Annotated in this window: 13 protein-coding genes; 7 read left to right on the forward strand and 6 right to left on the reverse strand. The window is 67.5% G+C overall.

Features of this window, described 5'->3' with window-relative positions:
- Window positions 1-5: 5 nt before the first annotated feature.
- From JQX13_RS21825 to JQX13_RS21850, 6 genes are all read left to right on the forward strand, one after another.
- Complete coding sequence (locus tag JQX13_RS21825) at window positions 6-1,118, forward strand: hypothetical protein (protein ID WP_203410855.1); 1,113 nt, start codon at window positions 6-8, stop codon at window positions 1,116-1,118.
- A 231-nt stretch (window positions 1,119-1,349) separates the two neighbouring features.
- Window positions 1,350-1,964, forward strand: a complete 615-nt coding sequence (locus JQX13_RS21830) for a PH domain-containing protein (RefSeq protein WP_203410856.1) — start codon at window positions 1,350-1,352, stop codon at window positions 1,962-1,964.
- A 272-nt stretch (window positions 1,965-2,236) separates the two neighbouring features.
- On the forward strand, window positions 2,237-4,210 hold the full coding sequence (locus tag JQX13_RS21835; RefSeq protein ID WP_203410857.1) for an N-acetylmuramoyl-L-alanine amidase: 1,974 nt from the start codon (window positions 2,237-2,239) through the stop codon (window positions 4,208-4,210).
- A 383-nt stretch (window positions 4,211-4,593) separates the two neighbouring features.
- The gene (locus JQX13_RS21840) at window positions 4,594-6,459 is read left to right on the forward strand and encodes a PD40 domain-containing protein (RefSeq protein WP_203410858.1); all 1,866 of its coding nucleotides are present in this window, start codon (window positions 4,594-4,596) and stop codon (window positions 6,457-6,459) included.
- Window positions 6,460-6,622: 163 nt separating this feature from the next.
- Window positions 6,623-7,867 carry a DUF3500 domain-containing protein gene (locus JQX13_RS21845; protein ID WP_203410859.1) on the forward strand — a complete coding sequence of 415 codons (1,245 nt, stop codon included), beginning with the start codon at window positions 6,623-6,625 and terminating at the stop codon, window positions 7,865-7,867.
- Window positions 7,868-7,890: 23 nt separating this feature from the next.
- Window positions 7,891-9,144, forward strand: a complete 1,254-nt coding sequence (locus JQX13_RS21850; protein WP_203410860.1) for a HupE/UreJ family protein — start codon at window positions 7,891-7,893, stop codon at window positions 9,142-9,144.
- Between the two features lie 59 nt (window positions 9,145-9,203).
- Here the strand turns inward: JQX13_RS21850 and JQX13_RS21855 are convergent, their stop codons facing one another.
- The 5 genes from JQX13_RS21855 to JQX13_RS21875 all read right to left on the reverse strand — a co-directional run bounded on the left by JQX13_RS21855 (window position 9,204) and on the right by JQX13_RS21875 (window position 15,477).
- On the reverse strand, window positions 9,204-11,144 hold the full coding sequence (locus JQX13_RS21855; protein ID WP_203410861.1) for a glycoside hydrolase family 5 protein: 1,941 nt from the start codon (window positions 11,142-11,144) through the stop codon (window positions 9,204-9,206).
- A 303-nt stretch (window positions 11,145-11,447) separates the two neighbouring features.
- Window positions 11,448-13,286: a S8 family peptidase gene (locus JQX13_RS21860; RefSeq protein WP_203410862.1), complete on the reverse strand. Its 1,839-nt coding sequence runs from the start codon at window positions 13,284-13,286 to the stop codon at window positions 11,448-11,450.
- Between the two features lie 184 nt (window positions 13,287-13,470).
- Window positions 13,471-14,205, reverse strand: a complete 735-nt coding sequence (locus JQX13_RS21865; RefSeq protein ID WP_203410863.1) for a class I SAM-dependent methyltransferase — start codon at window positions 14,203-14,205, stop codon at window positions 13,471-13,473.
- Window positions 14,206-14,468: 263 nt separating this feature from the next.
- On the reverse strand, window positions 14,469-14,924 hold the full coding sequence (locus JQX13_RS21870) for a hypothetical protein (protein ID WP_203410864.1): 456 nt from the start codon (window positions 14,922-14,924) through the stop codon (window positions 14,469-14,471).
- A gap of 127 nt (window positions 14,925-15,051) precedes the next feature.
- Entirely contained in the window at window positions 15,052-15,477 is a 426-nt protein-coding gene (locus JQX13_RS21875; protein ID WP_203410865.1) for a hypothetical protein, read from the reverse strand.
- Window positions 15,478-15,883: 406 nt separating this feature from the next.
- Between JQX13_RS21875 and JQX13_RS21880 the strand changes: the two genes are divergently transcribed.
- Window positions 15,884-16,936, forward strand: a complete 1,053-nt coding sequence (locus JQX13_RS21880; protein ID WP_203410866.1) for a succinylglutamate desuccinylase/aspartoacylase family protein — start codon at window positions 15,884-15,886, stop codon at window positions 16,934-16,936.
- A gap of 63 nt (window positions 16,937-16,999) precedes the next feature.
- On the opposite strand, the gene JQX13_RS21885 is transcribed toward JQX13_RS21880, so the two are convergent.
- Window positions 17,000-17,227, reverse strand: coding sequence for a hypothetical protein (locus JQX13_RS21885; protein WP_203410867.1), 228 nt, complete (start codon window positions 17,225-17,227; stop codon window positions 17,000-17,002).
- Window positions 17,228-17,357 lie beyond the last annotated feature (130 nt).

Raw genomic sequence — 17,357 nt, forward strand, 5'->3', positions numbered from 1 at the left:
CGAACATGAAGACACGACAACGTCTTGGCCTCGTCTCCGCGGGAGTCCTCCTGGTCCTGGTGCTCGGAGTGGCACTCATCTCCCGTCGTGGGAGTGCCTCCTCGAGCACCCGGACGGAGACCGGGGACACCTCCACGCGAGGTGCCTCCGGAGCCGGTCAACAGCTCACGTCCGGAGCCCGCGGCGCGGGTGTGGGGGGAGACCCGGGCCAGCCCCGCACGGAGCAGCCCAGGCCGGCGGGGGTGCTGGGCTCCTATGCGTGGGGCAGTGGCGAGGCGCAGCTCGGCCGTGACCGTCCCACCGAGGGCAATCCCACCGCGCCCATGTCCCTCACCTTCGACCAGGCGGGTAATGCCCTGGTGCTGGACCAGGTCAACGGGCGCCTCGTCCGGCTGGGGCCCGATGGCAACCCGCGTGACACCCTTCCCCTCACCGTCCAGTCAGCCCAGGACGTGGCCGTTGCTCGGGATGGCACCATCGCCGTGCTCGATCGGCTCGCCGACAAGACCATCGCCCTGCTCGATCCCTCGGGCAGGCCCATTGGCAATCTCCCCCTCGAGGGCAAGGGGCTGGAGCAGGGAGGCCTGAGCACCGGCCTCTTCGTGGACGGCGACTCCGTCTACGTGGAGGCCGAGCACGGCCCGCTCATCCGTGTGGGTGGTCTCGACGGCAGGTCAGACACCGAGCGTCCCCAACTGCCGGGCCGTCCCTCCCGCGATGGCAAGGCCTTCCTGTCCGCCAACCTCGGCCCCCGGGGCGGGAACAAGGTGTACGTGCACGCCGTCGAGCGCTCTTCACGCCAGCACCGCTTCTCCCGCGAGTACTCGCTCCCCCTGCCAGTACTCTCCATCCTGTTGTTGGACTCGGATGCCTCCGGCGTCATCTACCTGGCCGTATCGGGCGAGGTCCCCCACCCGCCGGAAGAGGTGCGGCCCGAGCACTGGGTGCGCCTGCTGTGTCTGGATCCGCTGGATGGTGCACCGCTGGGCTCGGCGGACCTGCCCTCCAATCCCATGCCGGAGGAGACCTTCCGGGACTTCGCAGTGGCCGACGGCGGCGTCCTCTACTCCGTCCGCGCTCCTGAGGGCATGACGCTTCAGCGCTACACCTGCCGCTGAAGCCCTGACGGTGGGCGGGGCCCTGCTTGCAATCGAATGAGTACCACCCCGCGCCATGAGACGAGCCCTTCGTGCCCGGCGACCTGTACCACGTGTGCGCGCGCGCCGCGGGCGTGTTCACCTGGGGTGTGGGTCCGCATTCCGATCTGATCCACTTCTCCTATGCTGGCGCGGGACCGCGAGATCACCTCGCGGCCATCCGACGCAGCACCTACCCCCGGGAGAATGGACATGTTCGGAAAAATCGCCGCCGATGCCCTCGGCCTCAGCGACATCGGCTCGGTCATCGCCCCGACTGATTACAACAAGGTGGACGCCGACGACTACGTGATGCACGAGGACCAGGAGAAGATCTTCTTCCTGATCAAGTCCAAGTCCGACGAGTACTGCTTCACCAACAAGGCGCTCATCCACCTCGATGGCACCAGTGCGGCCAGCAAGAAGCGCACGCTGCGCCGCTACAACTACAGCGCCCACCCGGTCTCGCACGTGCTGCTCGAGACCGCCGGCAACATCGACATGGACGTGGAGATCAAGTTCAGCCTCGGCTCGAAGGACTTCTCCATCGACGTGCACAAGAAGCACCTCGAGCAGGTGAAGGACCTCTACAAGGCCCTGTTCCGCATTTCCGAGCTGATGCTGGAGAACGAAGTGGCGCTCGGCCACGCCAGGGCCAGCATCGAGGTCGCCTCCACCACCCTCGGTCGCGGTCAGGCGGGCTCCACGCCGCTCGTGGAGTCCTTCAAGGAGCTCAACCAGGCCGCCTTCGCGTGGCTCGTCGGCGCTCAGCAGAAATACGTCGTGAAGGATTTCGGCTCCGTGTTCGAGCGGTACATCAAGGCCTGAGGTCGTGAAACGAGACCGGGCGGCGCCGGGAGGCGCTGCCCGCGTAACGGCTTCGGGTCGGTGGTTGACGTCCCTCCGTGGAATAGTCCGTCCATCATGTACCGCCTGCTGGAACGGGGACCTGGACGCTCCCACGAAGGATTCTTTGACGATTCTTGAGACGTGGAGCGGCGCGTCCCCTCCTCTGGATGAGCTCCCCTCGCACCGGTCTTCCGCGAGGCACGGAGCTACCCATCACACGCGCGTGAGCGTGACGAAGTCCGGAGGAATCGATGAAGAACAGGCCAGGAATGGTCGTGCTCGCCGCCTCGCTGGCATTGGCGCAGGCCTGCGACACGAACGAGCAGCAGGACGCATCCGTGCTCCCCACCGCCGCGGTGGACGTGAAGGAGACGGAGACCGCCGCACGCGAGGATGACTCCTTCGATGCGCTCTTCAAGGAGGCGGGCCAGGATTTCGACGTGCCGCCCGCGCTCCTCAAGGCCATCTCGTTCGTCCAGACGCGCTACCAGATGGTGGAGGGAGCCGAGGAGTTCGAGGGGCGCCCGGCCGCCTACGGGTTGATGGCGCTCTCGGGGGCGCAGCTCGAGGAGGGCGCGAAGCTGGCCGGCGTCACGGTGGAGCAGGCCAGGACCGACGCGCGCTCCAACGTCCGTGCGGCGGCGGCGCTGCTGTCGCACCGCGCGGATGCGCTCCAGATCGACCGCACGCAGGCGGCGAAGTGGGCGCCAGCGGTGGGTGAGGTGTCCGGCATCCAGGATGAGGAAGGCCGTCGCAGCTTCGTTCACAACGAGGTCTTCCGGGTGGCCCGTCTGGGATTGGGGACGCTCTCGAAGGAGTGGGCCGCGAGTGGAGAGGGTCTGGCCGTGGAGGAGCTGGGGCAGCAGACCCAGGCGCTCGCTGGTCCGGACTACGCACCGGCCGTGTGGCGGCCCTCGCCCAATTACAACAGCCGCCCAATGGCTCCGCGCATGGTGGTCATCCACACCTGTGAGAGCGGCTACTCGGGGTGCTGGAGCTGGCTGACCAACAGCACCTCGCAGGTGAGCGCGCACTACGTGGTGCGGGAGGACGGCGGGGAGATCAGCCAGCTGGTGCGGGATGGGAGCCGGGCCTGGCACATCGGTGCCACCTACCAGTGCGGCAACAACAGCAACATGGAGTGCGCGCTGAACGGGAAGAGCTCCAACGACTTCACCATCGGCATCGAGCACGGAGGGTATGCGTCGCAGAAGACGTTCCCGGCGGCGCAGATCGACGCCTCGGCCCGGCTGCTGTGCGACATGACGCGTGACCACGGGATTCCCCGTGACCGCTACCACGTGGTGGGGCACGGACAGCTGCAGCCCTACAACCGCACGGATCCCGGTTCCAACTGGCCGTGGGCGGACTACCTCAGCCGGGCCAACGCATACTGCGGCACCGGTTGCGTGATCACGGGGAGCATCAAGGCGAAGTACGACGCGGTGAACGGACCGGTGCTGCTGGGAGCGTGCAAGGCCGGAGAGCTGGCGACACCAGACGGAGTGGGGCGCTACAACCACTTCGAGCGGGGCAGCATCTACTGGACGCAGGCGTTGGGCGCGCACGTGGTGATGGGAAGCATCCGTGCGAAGTGGGAGCAGCTGGGGTGGGAGCGCAGCATCCTGGGCTACCCCATCACGGACGAGATGGCGACGCCGGATGGGCGAGGGCGCTACAACCACTTCCAGGGGGGAAGCATCTACTGGACGCAGGAGACGGGGGCCTGGGAGGTGCACGGAAACATCCGTGCGAAGTGGGAGCAGTTGGGGTGGGAGAGGTCGGCCCTGGGCTATCCGACGACAGGTGAAATGGTGACGCCGGACGGGCGAGGGCGCTACAACCACTTCCAGGGGGGGAGCATCTACTGGACGCAGGAGACGGGAGCGCACGCGGTGAGTGGCTCCATCCACGTGAAGTGGAGCCAGTTGGGGTGGGAGACGGTGTTGGGCTATCCGCTCACGGACGAGATGAAGACGCCGGATGGGGTGGGGCGCTACAACCACTTCCAGAAGGGAAGCATCTACTGGACGCCGACGACGGGAGCGCACGAGGTGCGTGGCGCCATCCGTGCGAAGTGGGAGGCATTGGGCTGGGAGACGGGCCCGCTGGGCTACCCGGTGTCCGACGAGTACGCCGTCACCGGTGGCCGCGAGAGCGAGTTCCAGAAGGGCTTCCTCACGCTCAACACCGCCACCAACACGGTGTCCGTGCGCATGAAGTAGCGGGCTCCCAGAAGCCTTCATCCAGCGCGCCAACTTTCCCAACTTCTCGGAAATGTTGGCGCGCAGGTACTGCATGAGGCCGACGAGCGCGGTCCCTCGTGCCCACACCAACACGAGTTGAAGTGATCGCGTCCCGCGTTTCGAACCCTTTGACACCATCCCGGGTGACACCATCCCGGGTGCATTACGAATTCATTTCATTCTATTTCCATTTATTTCGCGGCGAATTGCGAGTTGCCCGGCAATGCACAAGCTCCTTAGAGTGAGTCACCCTCTCGGAACACGGGTGGCCCCCGCATCCGTAGCAATGCCGGCCCCATTCGAGGCCCGGCAGTAAGCTCATACACACTGGATCCGAAAGGGGCGAACCAGGAGAGAGTGTGATGCATCGTCGTGAGTTTCTTTTCGCCCTCCCGGCTGCGGCCCTGTTGGCCCGTCAAGCATTCGCCTCCGCGCCAGAGCCGACCCGGAAGAAGGGCGTCATGCTCATGAACCGGATCGGCCCGTCGACCTCGGAACTCTTCATCGCCAATGCCGACGGATCCGGCGAGCGCAAGTTCCTGCAAACCTCGGGCTTCGACTATCACGCCTCCTGGGCCCCGGATGGCAGAACGGTGCTCTTCACTTCCGAGCGCAACGGTGACGGCCAATCGGACATCTTCTGCAGCCGCCCGGACGGGACGGGCATCCATCCGTTGGTCACCGGCGCTCCGATGGACGATGCCGCGGTGCTTTCGCCTGACGGGACCCGCCTGGCGTTCGTTTCGACCCGCGAGGGCTACCTCGCGAATATCTGGGTGCTGAACCTCAGGACCGGGCGCATGCTCAATCTGACGGGGGGCAAGAGCACCCAAGGCGACCTGAATGGTCCGCACGGCTTCTTCCGGCCCTCCTGGTCCCCCGACGGGAAGTGGCTCGCCTTCTCCAGCGACCGCAACACGCCCTGGCGTGGCCATGACCAGGGCCGTGGCTGGGAACACACCCAGGAACTCAGCATCTACGTGATTCGCGCCGACGGCACGGGCTTCCGCCGCGTCGCTTCGAAGCCGGAATACTGCCTGGGCTCACCGAAATGGTCACCCGACGGTCGCCGGATCGTCTTCTACGAAATCACCACGGAAGGCACGTGGGGCGCGCATCGCCCCGAGTGGATCGGCCGGGTCGAATCGCAGATCGTCTCGATTGACGTTGCCACGGGCGAACGGATCGAACACACGACTGGCCCCGGCCTCAAGCTGCTCCCTCAGTTCCTGAGCACGCAAGAGATCGGCTATCTCATCAAGGGAGGCCCGGAGGAGGGGCTGGCCTACACGTCCGGCAGAGCCGCCGTCAGACGCGCGTTGCGGTCGCCCAACTGGTCGCCGGATGGCAGGATGGTCATCTACGAGAAGGTCGGTTTCACCGCGCGCCCGCAGAACAAATCGCTCTACAGCTGGGACAAGGACTGGGAATACCGCCACACCGACGTGTTCCCGATCCTTTCGCGCGACGGCACGTTGGCGATCACCGAAAAGCAGCTCGGCAATTCCTCGATCGTGATCATGAATCCGGACGGCTCCAACCGCCGGGTCGTGTTCGACGTCGAAGGCAAGGGCCTCGACCCGGAGCTGGTGAAGAAGGGGCTCGCCGGAGCCTTCCAGCCGGCCTGGTCGCCGGACAGCCAGTGGATCGCGTTCGGCATCGGCACCTGGTTCCAGGAGCGCCGTCACGGCAAGGCGACGCTGATGCGCGTGAGCCGGGACGGCACGTTCTGGGAGCCGCTCACCGACGGCACGGCGCATTCGGGTTTTCCAAGCTACTCGGCCGACGGCAGGCAGATCGTGTTCCGCGTTTGGGGCGAGGACCAGAAGGGCCTGCGTATCCTCAATCTGGAGGACCGCGGCATTCGGGTGCTGACCACCGAGTACGACAACCTGCCGGGATGGTCGCCCGATGGCAGCCGCATCGTGTTCACGCGCAAGGTGGATGCCGTGAACTTCGACATCTTCACGATCCGGCCCGACGGAACCGACCTTCGGCGGCTCACGACGCATGGCGCCAATGACGGCCACGCCGTCTGGACCGCGGACGGAAGAATCATGTGGAGCAGCGGCCTGTACGGCTTCCGCGACGAGGCCGCGCTCTACGACAATACCTTCCAGCCCTATGGCCAGATCTTCATCATGAACGCGGACGGCAGCGACAAGCGCATCATCACCGACAGCCTCTGGGAGGATTCCATGCCGCTCTACCTCCCAAGGGCACGCTGAGCGAAGCGGCTCGCCGGGGCCCTACCCAAGCCTCTGCCTCGGGCATCACTCTCGCCCCCTTCGCTTGGGGGCGAGCTGTTTCGGCCCGGTCACTCGGGTTCAGAGTCTCTTAAGAACTCACCGCTACAAGCCATCCCGCGAGATCTTGCTCAAGGGGTAGTGAATGCAACGACTTTCCGTCAAATGGCTGTGTCTCGGTGTGAGTTGTTCCATCCTGGCGCTCGGCGCTTGCAACGGAGACTCGGACCCGGGAACCGGGGACCCCGGCACGGGTGATGGAGGGACCACCACGGAGGACTGCTCGACCGCCACGACGCACATCGAGCAGGTGGTCTGCGCGTCCAATGCCTTCCTCTCCACGCTGACGGAGGCCCAGAAGGCCTCGGTCCTCTACGCCTGGACGGACCAGGTGGCGAAGACGTACTGGTCCAACCTGCCCGGCGTCACGCGCAATGGCCTGAAGTGGGGCACGCTGAGCGCCGAGAGCAAGGAGGCCGCGCTGACGCTCGCCGCCCTGGTCCTCACCCCCGAGGGGTACGCGGACATGACGGGCGTGTTCGCGGCGGATGACTACCTCGACTCGCTGGGCGGTGGCACCGGCGGCGATGGTGGCTTCGGCGGCCCGCCTCCCGGGAGCGATGGTGGCTTCGGCGGCCCTCCGCCTGGCGCTGACGGGGGCATGGGCGGTCCTCCCGGTGGAGGGGGCGGCGGTATCGCGCTCGACTACTCGTCGGACAACTACATCATCGCGTTCATCGGGACGCCGTCCTCGACGGGGAGCTGGATGCTCCAGATTGGCGGCCACCACATGGCCTACAACGTGACGTACCTCAACGGCACGGGCTACCCGACGCCCAACCACATCGGCGCCGAGCCCAAGACGGCCTTCACCCTCAACGGCGAAACCTACGCGCCGGTCGCCGACGAGGGCGACGCGATGGTTGCCCTCTACAACTCCCTGAGCACCGAGCAGCTCGACGCCGCCTACCTGTCGGGGACCTTCTCCGATGTCGTGCTCGGGCCCGTGGAGTTCGGGACCGGCAGCTATTCGAAGGTCGTCTTCCCGGCCCAGGCCGGCGTGCTCGTTTCCACGCTTTCCGAGAGCCAGCAGGCACTGGTGACGGCGGCCATCAAGAAGTGGGTGAGCGACTTCGCGCCCGCGGTCTCCGAGCCGCTCGTGGCGGCGTACACCTCACCGGACGCCTACGCCCACACCTACGTGGCCTGGGGCGGCACGAAGTCCGCGGGCGTCAACGTGGACGTCAGCGGCACGTACATGCGCATCGACGGGCCCCGCGTCTGGATCGAGGTGGCGTGCCAGGGGGGCGCCGTCATCAGGAATCAGACGCACTACCACACCATCTACCGTGACAAGCAGACGGACTACGGGAACCAGCTGACCCCATGAGCACCGCCCCTGCCAGGAGAACGATGAAGGGTTGGGCATGGACGCTGGGCCTCGCCGTGCTCCTGTCGGGGGGGGCCGCCCGCGCGCACCTCGCGCGCAACACGGCCGTGCTCCTCGACATCGGGGAGCGCTCCGTGGAGGCCGAGCTCCAGATGCCCCTGGACCAGCTCGCGCTCGCGCTGACGCAGTCGTTCGACGCGGTGCCCGCCGACGTCATCCGCGAGCGGGCCGCGGAGCTTCCGGCCTACGTCCGGGAGCACCTGAAGGCGAGCACGCCCGACGGCCGGCCCTTCGAGGTCGAGGTCGGCACCGTGGGCGTGCAGCGCGTGGAGGATGGGGACTGCCTCGTGGCGCATGTCACGCTGCGGGCGCCTCCGGGAGCCTCGGCGCGCGCCTTCACGCTCACCGACACGCTGGTGCTGCACCAGGTGATGAACCACCGGGCCCTCGTGTCGGTGCGGCGCGACTTCCACACCGGCCTCTTCGGTGAGAGCCAGGAGGTGGTGGGCGTGGCGAGCGCGCAGATGCCGTCGCTCCTCATCGACCGGACGCACGGCTCGTGGTGGACGGGCTTCCGGGCCGTCTTCCGCCTCGGCCTGCGCCACATCGCCGAGGGGACGGATCACCTGCTGTTCCTGCTCGTGCTGCTGCTACCCGCGCCGCTGCTCGCGCATGGGGGCCGGTGGCGGGAGCCGGACCGGCTGGGCGCGAGCCTCGCGCGCGTCCTCGGCGTGGTGACGGCCTTCACCGTGGGCCACTCGCTCACGCTGGCCGCCGCCGCCGTGGGGGTGCTGCGTCTGCCGAGCCAGCCCGTGGAGGTGCTCATCGCGGTGAGCATCCTCGTGTCCGCCGTGCACGCGGTACGTCCGCTCTTCCCGGGCCGGGAGCACCTCGTGGCGGCCGGGTTCGGGCTCGTGCACGGGCTCGCGTTCGCCACGGTGCTCGCGGGCATGGGGTTCGACTCGGGCGCGCTGGCGATGAGCATCCTGGGCTTCAACCTGGGCATCGAGACCATGCAGGCCGCGGTGGTGCTGCTCGTCCTGCCCTGGCTCCTGCTGTGGAGCCGTGCGCCCGGCTTCACCGTGCTGCGCATCGGCGGCGCGGCCGTGGGAGGCGCCGCCGCGTGCGGCTGGGTGCTCAAGCGGGCGCTGGATGTGAGCACGCCGCTCGGGCCGTGGGCCGAGGCCGCCTCGGGGCATGCCTGGGTGGGGCTCGTCGTCCTCGCGGCCGTGGCGCTGGCGATGTCCAGGCGCGGCCGGAGGGCGGCCCTCGGGTAGCGGAACACGCCGTCCGCGGCACTTCGCGCACACTCCGCGCGAAGTGCCGCCGGGAGACCTCAGGGCTTGCCGAGGTGCCGCTCCAGCACCTCCGCCTGCGACAGCGGAACGAACGAGGGCTCGATCTGGTAGACGGTGTTGATGTTGACGTTGGACCTGGACGCCTGCTCCCAGGTGCCCGTCGTCCACATCGTCGCGCCCATGCCCACCTGGTCGAGGAACTGGAAGAGCCTCTCGCCATCCGCGTTCCAGGCGGCGCTCTCGCTCGGGCGCCTGACCGAGTTGGGCCAGCCGAGCTCACCGATGAAGCCCTGGGTGTTCTGCGCGGCCACCCAGTCGGTGAAGTTCTTGAGCCGGGCGATGCCCAGGTCGCCCACCGACGCGTAGCCCCCGCTCTTGGCCTGGTTGAGCAGCGCCGCGTGGCTGATCTCGTACTTTCCGCTCCGGTCGAAGTAGAAGTGGGCGTGGTACATGATGTTGTTCAAGGAGTCGTTGACCCACTTGACCGGGTGGTACTTCGGCCACGACTCCGCCGAGCTGTAGGCGTAGCCCTCCACCATGATGAGCTTCTGCTCGCCCAGCTGGCGGATGGCATCCACGGCCGCCTGGGAGTAGGTCTCCCAGACCCGCTGGGGCGGCAGCTCGCCGCTCTGCGTGCCCTGGGCCACGTTGTCGAGGTAGAAGACCAGCGGGGCGCTGCCGTCGCTCCCATCGACGATGAACTCGATGGAGAAGCTCCGGTTGAGGTTCCACGTGGCCTCCGGGGGCTTGAAGTACACCCGGTTCTCCACGCCCTTCGTCACGGCGAACTCCTCTCCAAACTGGTACTTGTAGGAGCCATCCACCATCAGAAGCCGGGCCCGGATGGTGCCCGGAGTGGTGGTGGGCACGAAGACCTTCGCCTGGAAGGTCGGGCCGTTGGTGAGGGACGCGCGCTTCGTCGACGCGGGGAGCGCCGCACCGAGCACCAGGCCGCTCCCGGAGGTGGCCCGGGTCGTGATCTGCAGGGAGCCCTGGTTGTTGCGCACCACCCGGCTCACCGTCGTGCTCGAGGAGTCCCTCGGCACCCAGCCCTCGGTGCCGGACTCGAAGCTCGAGAACGTGACGGGGTACGAGAAGGTGCCCTCCAGGTACGGCAGATCATGCGGCTCGTTCATGATGTCGTACGCGTAGATGGAGTTGTACGCCGCCGGGTTGCTCCGGATGGCCGTGACGATCCGCCGCCAGGCATCCGCGTACTGCTCCTTCGTCGGAGCGCCGGAGCTGCCGAAGGCCCGCGTCACGCCACCGGACGTGAAGCGCGCGTAGTTGTGCATATCGACGATGACGCGCAGCCCCGCGCTGTTGGCGTGCTCGAGCGTCTCCAGCAGGTAACCCAGGTAGGTGGTGTTCAGGTTGCCGTTGAGCACCGGCTGGATGCGCTCCCAGAGGAACGGGATGCGGACCACGTCGAGCCCGCGCGCCTTCAGCCGCTGCATCCCCGCCAGGGTGGGCTTGGGGTAGTTGGTGCCGAGGATGCCCGGCAGCGCCTTGCCCGCATTGCCCAGGTCCATGATGTTGATGCCACGCGCGTAGCGCCTGGCGGCCACCCCATCCACGTGGAAGGTGTAGTTGGTCTCGGTCCTCGCCAGGTTCAGGTAGACGACCGAGCCCGTGGCGTTGGTCGCCCTGGTGACCCAGACGTACTCGCCGGTCGCGAGCGAGGAGGGAACCGTGAAGCTCGAGGTGTACCGCTTCCTCTCATTGGCCGCGAAGCTCTGCCCCGTCAGCGTATTCGTATAGACGACGGTCGACGAGATGGCGCCGCCAGGCGTGTACGGCCTCACCTGGAAGGAGACCGTGACATTGGAGACGGCCTCCGCGGAGAGCAGCTCCATGATGTAATGGACCGTCTGCCCCGTGGCCGCCGTCCTCGGGCTGGTGTACGCGCCCGCGTTCACGAGCGTGAGGGCGCTCGCGGACAGGGGAAGACACGCAAGCAATAGCGAAGCAGAAAACAAGAAAGCCCTTCTCGCTACCTGATTCATCAAACGCATTCCCTTCCAGTGAGAAATCGACGGGAGACACCATGCCCCCGTCCCCGGCTTCCAGTTTTTGAGAGGAGGGGGAAATCCTGGAAGCCGGTTCTTCATGTTCTGTGGGGGTTATCGCGCCTGCGACGCCAGAGTTTCGGCGTGCGAAAACAATTCTTCCGGCAGGGAGCCGAGCACGGCCGCCCCAACTCCAGTCATGTCGTCTCGAAGAGCTCGCCCGGCTGGGGCCGTGCCGCTCCAGACCGGGCGCGTGCTCCTGGTGCGGATGCTTCAATCCACCCAGAGGTAGATGGAGTCCGAGGCGGAGAGGCCCGCCGAGGTGACGGTCACGCGCAGGTCCGTCGCGTCACAGACCTGCTGGCCGTAGCTCGGGCCGGAGCCCACGTCCCTCCATGTCCCGTTGTCGTTCCTCTGCCAGAGGTAGGTGTAGTTGCCGTCACCGCCAATGGGATGCGCTGTCCAGGCGCCCTCCCAGCACCAATACCCCGCGGCGCTCGGACCATCGATCCGCACGGCCAGGGTGCCGTTGAAGAGCTGAGCGATGGCCTGGCGCAGGTCGGGCAGCGGGCCGATCTTCCGCGAGTCGGAGGCCTGGGGCGTACCGGTGCTGACCAGCAGCGAGCGCACGGTGCGCGAGTCGAGCGCACCACGGCCGTAGGCGAGGGAGATGCCCTGGAGGCTGGCGGCCGCGCCCGTCGCGATGGGCGAGGCGCTGGAGGTGCCACTGAAGGTGGCCGTGTAGTACTGGTCCACGCCGCTGGAGAACAGGTCGCCGTACCCCATGGACACCACCTGCTCACCCCAACCGTGAACGTCCACGCGGCTGCCGAAGTTGGTCCAGCACATGGGAACACGCGTGGTGGCGGTGCTGGCGCCCACGAGGATGGCGCCCGAGTCCCGCACCGCGCGGTTGAAGGCGTTGTTGTATGCGGCGGCATCCAGGTTGGCGCTGCCGTTGCCCGCCGCCTCGAGGACGATGACTCCGTTGGCGGTGGCCTGGGCGATGATGTCGTAATCGGCCTGCCAGTACTCCACGGCGACGTAGTTGCACTGACTGGTATTGCAGGTGCACGCCGTCCCATCGCTCGGCCCTTGCCGGTGGACCTCGACGAGCAGAAGGCCGCCGGGGCCCGCCGCCGTCGCCGCTCGCGAGAGGGCGTTCGACAGCCCCTGGCTCAGGTGCGATTCGATACCCACCTGGGCCGAGTGAACGATGCCCGTCACGCCATAGCCATTGGCCGCGCCCACCAGCTCGCCGAGCACGGCGGTGCCATGGTCTCGCTTGTCACCCGCATCGCCGATGTAGAAGAAACCGGGCATGTCCTCGTGCGTGGTGTTCCAGCCACTCTCGACGTCGACGATGCGCACGCCCGAGCCGCTGCCGCCGAGCACCGTCCAGGCGTAGCGCGCATCGATGCCGCGGGGCGCCGCGTCGAGGTAGCCCTGACGGCTCTCGTACAGCGGTGTGGTGGGGGGAAGGTCCGAGGCGGCCAGCAGGCTGCTCACCACGGTGTCGAGGCCCGCGCCCACCACCGCGGGCTCCGCGGGGGGCTCGGCATAGGCCACCTCCACGCTTTCCACGGCATTGAGCGCCTCCACCAGAGCGGCCACGCGTTCAGCGGTGGTGCCCGGCAGCAGAGGCACTTCGAAGTAGAGGTTGAGATCGGCGAGCTGCCGGCCGCTGGCGGACTCACCGGAGAGCTGGCGCGCTTCCAGCACGGCCTCGTCCTCCTGCAACAGGCGCCGGAGGCCATGCGTGCGCGGGGCGCGCTCGAGCAGGGACTGGACGGACCGGAGGTCGTCCGTGAGCCGCGCCTCGGTCAGTCCACGCCCGAAGAACCGGCTGCGCTCGGAGGAGGAGCGCTCGGAGGCGAGCGACGCCAGGGCGTTGCCACGCAGACGCACGCGGCTACCCTCGTGGAACTTGACGACGAGGCGCTCGACGAGCGTGTCGGGGGGCAGCTCGCGGCCGGAGTGCTTGACGACGGCGGCGCGAGGCATGAGGGGCCGGCTCGCGCGCTGCCGGGTCTGGGCTCCGGAGGCGCTGGCCCATAGGGCCACTCCCACCAACGCGACAGTGCGGCAATACGCCAGGTGCGATGACTTCATGCGGTCTCCTCGGGAGGAATGCGGGGGGCCTGCTTGGGTGGCGGCGGGTCCTCGCCTCCCGTGCACAGGGACCTCGCGTCACGCATGCATCGTGGTACACGGGTCTGACGCTGAATCAACGTTACACATGTGTTACATGAATCGCGGGGATTGGAGAGGCCTTGTCGCTCACCTCACGACCTGCTCAACGTCCCGCGGCTCCGGGCTCGAAGCGCGCGAGGAAGACCTTGTATTGCAGCGAGAGGAAGATCGGACGCGGCGCCACCAGTCCGGTCCGGGCGAACATCGCGAACAGGGCGGCATCGGACTCGATGGGCCGCATCATCGCGAAGAGCTGGCGCCGATGCTCCAGCTTGTCCGGGGGGATTCCATACGCACGCCACCGCCGCAGCTCCACGTTCGTCAGCTCGGGATCCTTGCCAACACGGCAGCCCAGGACGAGGGGCGCTCCAGGCTTGAGCCGCCGGGTCACCTCTCGCAGCAGCTCGAGGCGGGCCTCCTCGCCCTCCACGTGGTGCAGTACCCCCATCATCTGCGCGCCGTCGAACGGGGGGCCGGGAGGCAGGGTGTGCAGCTCGCCCACGTGCAGGTGCGTGCGCGAGAGCATTCCCTCTGCCTCCAGACGCTTGCGGGCGACGGCGAGCATGGCGTCGGAGGGATCCACGCCCGTGAAGCGCCAGCCCGGCACGTCGAAGCGGGTGTAGGGCATCAGCTCCGCGCCCGTGCCCAGTCCCACGAAGAGCAGCGACGCCGTGTCCTGGCCGTCGAGCTGGGCTGTCAGCGCGCTGACGCCGAGCTCGTACGCCGCCTGGGTGCCGGCGAGGCTGACGGATGCCTGGGTGTCGTAGTGGGCGGCGCGGTCGGCGCCAAAGCCCTGCACGATGTGGTGGACGGAGGGGGCGGGGTGTTCGTGAGTCATGACGTGTCCTCGGGAGGCCCGCGGGAGGCGGGCGATCGGACCGGAGGATGCGTCGGGACCCCGATGAAGGGGAGAGCGGGGATTCAGGCCGGATCGGCGGAGATTCCGGTCCCGCCGAGCTCGCGCACGAACCGGCCGCTGCCGGTGACCGCCTGGTCATCGACTCCACCGGACCCGTTCGTCCGGCCATGGAGGTGCCCAAAAGAAAAAGGGGTGCACGCTCGTGAGCGTGCACCCCTTGGAGTGAAGCGGAGTCGGGCCGATCAGGCGGCGCGGAGCAGGTTGGCGACCTGGAACGCCGCGAACTGGCTCAGGTTGTACTTGTCGCCCTGCGCGGCAGGCGACTCGTCGCCCTTGCGGGTGCTCATCAGGCCCTTGACCAGGTCCAGGACCCCGCCCGTGCTGTTGGTCTGCGAGCCCAGGCCGATCACGGAGCCGAGACCCGTCTTGCTCAGGAGCGAACCCGCCTTGCCGAGCAGACCGCCAGCGAAGTTGTCCACGAGGCCGCCGATGATGCCCTTGAGGCCACCACCGTTGATGACGCTGTTCGCGATGCCGACGACCTTCGAGGCGGCCGCGATGAAGGGCCCGACGCCCGGGATGAACGAGGCAATCTTCCCGAGGGGTCCATTGAGAATCTTGCTCGCGAAGCCGACCGCCTTCTTGAAGACGCTGCCGATCTTCTTGAACGCCTTACCGATGCCCTTGATGAAACCCATGGCGGACCCCTCTTGTGTGGAAAGTTGAGTGCTGCTGTGGAAAGGAAGGTGCTGCTTTGAAGGGATTATCGTGGGCAGCGGTAGGATGTTGTCTGCGGAAGGAATATTTCTCGAAAACCCAGTGAAATCAAGGCTTTAGCGTGGTTCGGCTCTTCTTCACCGAATCATCGAGGTCGGGATCTGCCTTGGGTTTCACGGCCTCGCCGCCCTGGCCAGCCAGGTCCACGGCCTTCTTGCGAGGAGCCTCGAAACCGCTCGGGGACTGGCCGGCCTTGATGGCCTCGACGCTGGCTCGCACGTTGGCCTCGATGGCCTCGGCGGTGGGCGGCTCGACACCCATCTTCCTCAGGTTCTCGTCGCTGACCACGAGGAATGCGGGCTCCACACCCGGGTTGTTCAGGTAGTAGCCGACGGAGTTGACGAACTCGTCGATGTCCATCTCGAGTTCCGCGGCGATCTTCGCCACGTTCGGATCCGCGAGGATCTTCGCGCGCAGCTCGGCGGAGATCGGCGGGGGGGCGTCGAGTTGCTCGATTTCGGTGTCATTGCTCATTCGAGGCTCCAGTGAAATGTTGGACGCGGAGAGTATGGTGGTGTCGTCCCGCCGTTGTCGATGGGTAGCCTTGCCGGGCCACGGCGCCGTCACCAGTCAATCGAAGCACGGCCCCAGCATCAGGCCGCGGTCCCCTCGAACGAGAACTTCTTCTCCACTTCGGAATCTGGAGGTCGCCATGCGAGTCACGTGTGGCGCTTCTCTTGAGCCACGTGGGCGCCGGACGAGCTGGGGGCGGGCGCTGTGTCGGCCTCCTCATCCGGTCAGGCAGCCGGGTTGCAAATACAAGTCAGGTGCGACGGACGAAGCGCGCCACTATCCTCCAGGGATGCTCAGCCGCGCGAGAGGTGGGGTCTTGTCACGATTCTCCTGGGGGCCGTACGCGGCCCGCTGGTGGTGCCTGGTCATGATGCTCCTGTCGGGAGCCGCCTTCGCCAGGGCGCCTCGCGGGGATTTCTCCATCGGGCCCATCGTGGCGAGGCCAGGCACCGCCGCGTCCGGCCGGCTCCCCGTCCCGGAGGGGGTGGACCCGGGGACCTTCATCCCCATCACCCTCATTCATGGCTCGCGGCCGGGCCCCGTGTTGGCGTTGATCGCCGGTGTGCACGGCTCCGAGTACGCGCCCGTCCTGGCGCTCCAGCGCGTGCGGCCCCTGCTCGAGCCTGGCCGGCTCGCGGGGACCCTCATCCTGGTGCATGCCGCCAATGTCCCGGCGTTCCTCGGCCGCACCGTCTACACCGGCCCGGTGGATGGGAAGAACCTGAACCGGAGCTTCCCGGGCAATCCCGAGGGCACCGTCACCGAGCGCATCGCGTATGTGCTCCGGGAGCAGATCCTCCGCCGCGCCGACGTCGTGGTGGACCTGCACGCCGGGGACGCCAACGAGGCCCTTCGCCCCTGGACCGGTTACTACGCGAAGCACGGGTCTCCCGAGGTGATCGCCCGCTCACGTGAGCTGGCGCTCGCCTTCGGGGTGGATCACATCGTGCTGTTCCCGATGGAGAACCTGAGCTTCGACAAGGCCCTCTACACGGGCGCGGCGGCGGTGGCGCTCGGCAAGCCCTCGTTCGATGTGGAGGTGGGTGGGCTCGGACGGGCGACCCCGGAGCAGCTCGCCCTCATCGAACGCGGCGTCCTCAGTCTGCTGCGCCACCTGCGGATGCTCGAGGGCAAGCCCTCCCCGGTGGAGCACCCGATCTTCATCGCGCGACGCGCGAACCTGAAGAGCGAGGTGGAGGGCCTCTTCTACCCCACCGTCGAGGTCGGACAGTGGGTCCGGACGGGCTCGCTGCTGGGCTACGTGACCGACTTCTTCGGCAACCGCATCGCCGAGCACCGGGCACCGCACGGTGGTGTCGTGCTCGTCCTCTTCGGGACGCCACCGGTACGTCCGGGAGAGACTGTTGCCGTCGTGGGGGAGGTGCACGACCCGGCCCCTGCTCCCGCGCAGGCTCCTTGAGCGGGCGGGTCCTCCTTCAGGTTTGTCTGACGGCCTGGCGTGCGCCTCGTGAAGTCGTCTGGTTCAGTGTCTCAGGGGGGGGCCTTGATGCGTCCGGTCTCGCGACAGGCCCCAGGCCACCAGGGCGACGATGATGATGGCGAGCACCGCCAGCCACAGCCAGCCCAGGCCCCAGCGGGTGGACTCGTACCTCTCATAGGGCTCGATGGGCTCGGCCGTCTGCGCGAGCGCCAGCGCCGGAGTGAAGAAGATCGACCACAGGAATGCCTGCAACGCGCGGAGATTCAGCATGGGGGACTCCCGCGGCCTGCGTGCGGCCCGGCCGCTCTCCCTTCACGGTCTTCACCTTTGGCGGCGCGCGCAAGGCTCGGTTCCTCAGCGCCCGGGGGAGCGGTGGCTCACGGAGGTGAATACGGTGGGT

The organism is Archangium violaceum (assembly GCF_016859125.1).
In the GTDB taxonomy this organism is placed as follows: domain Bacteria; phylum Myxococcota; class Myxococcia; order Myxococcales; family Myxococcaceae; genus Archangium; species Archangium violaceum_A.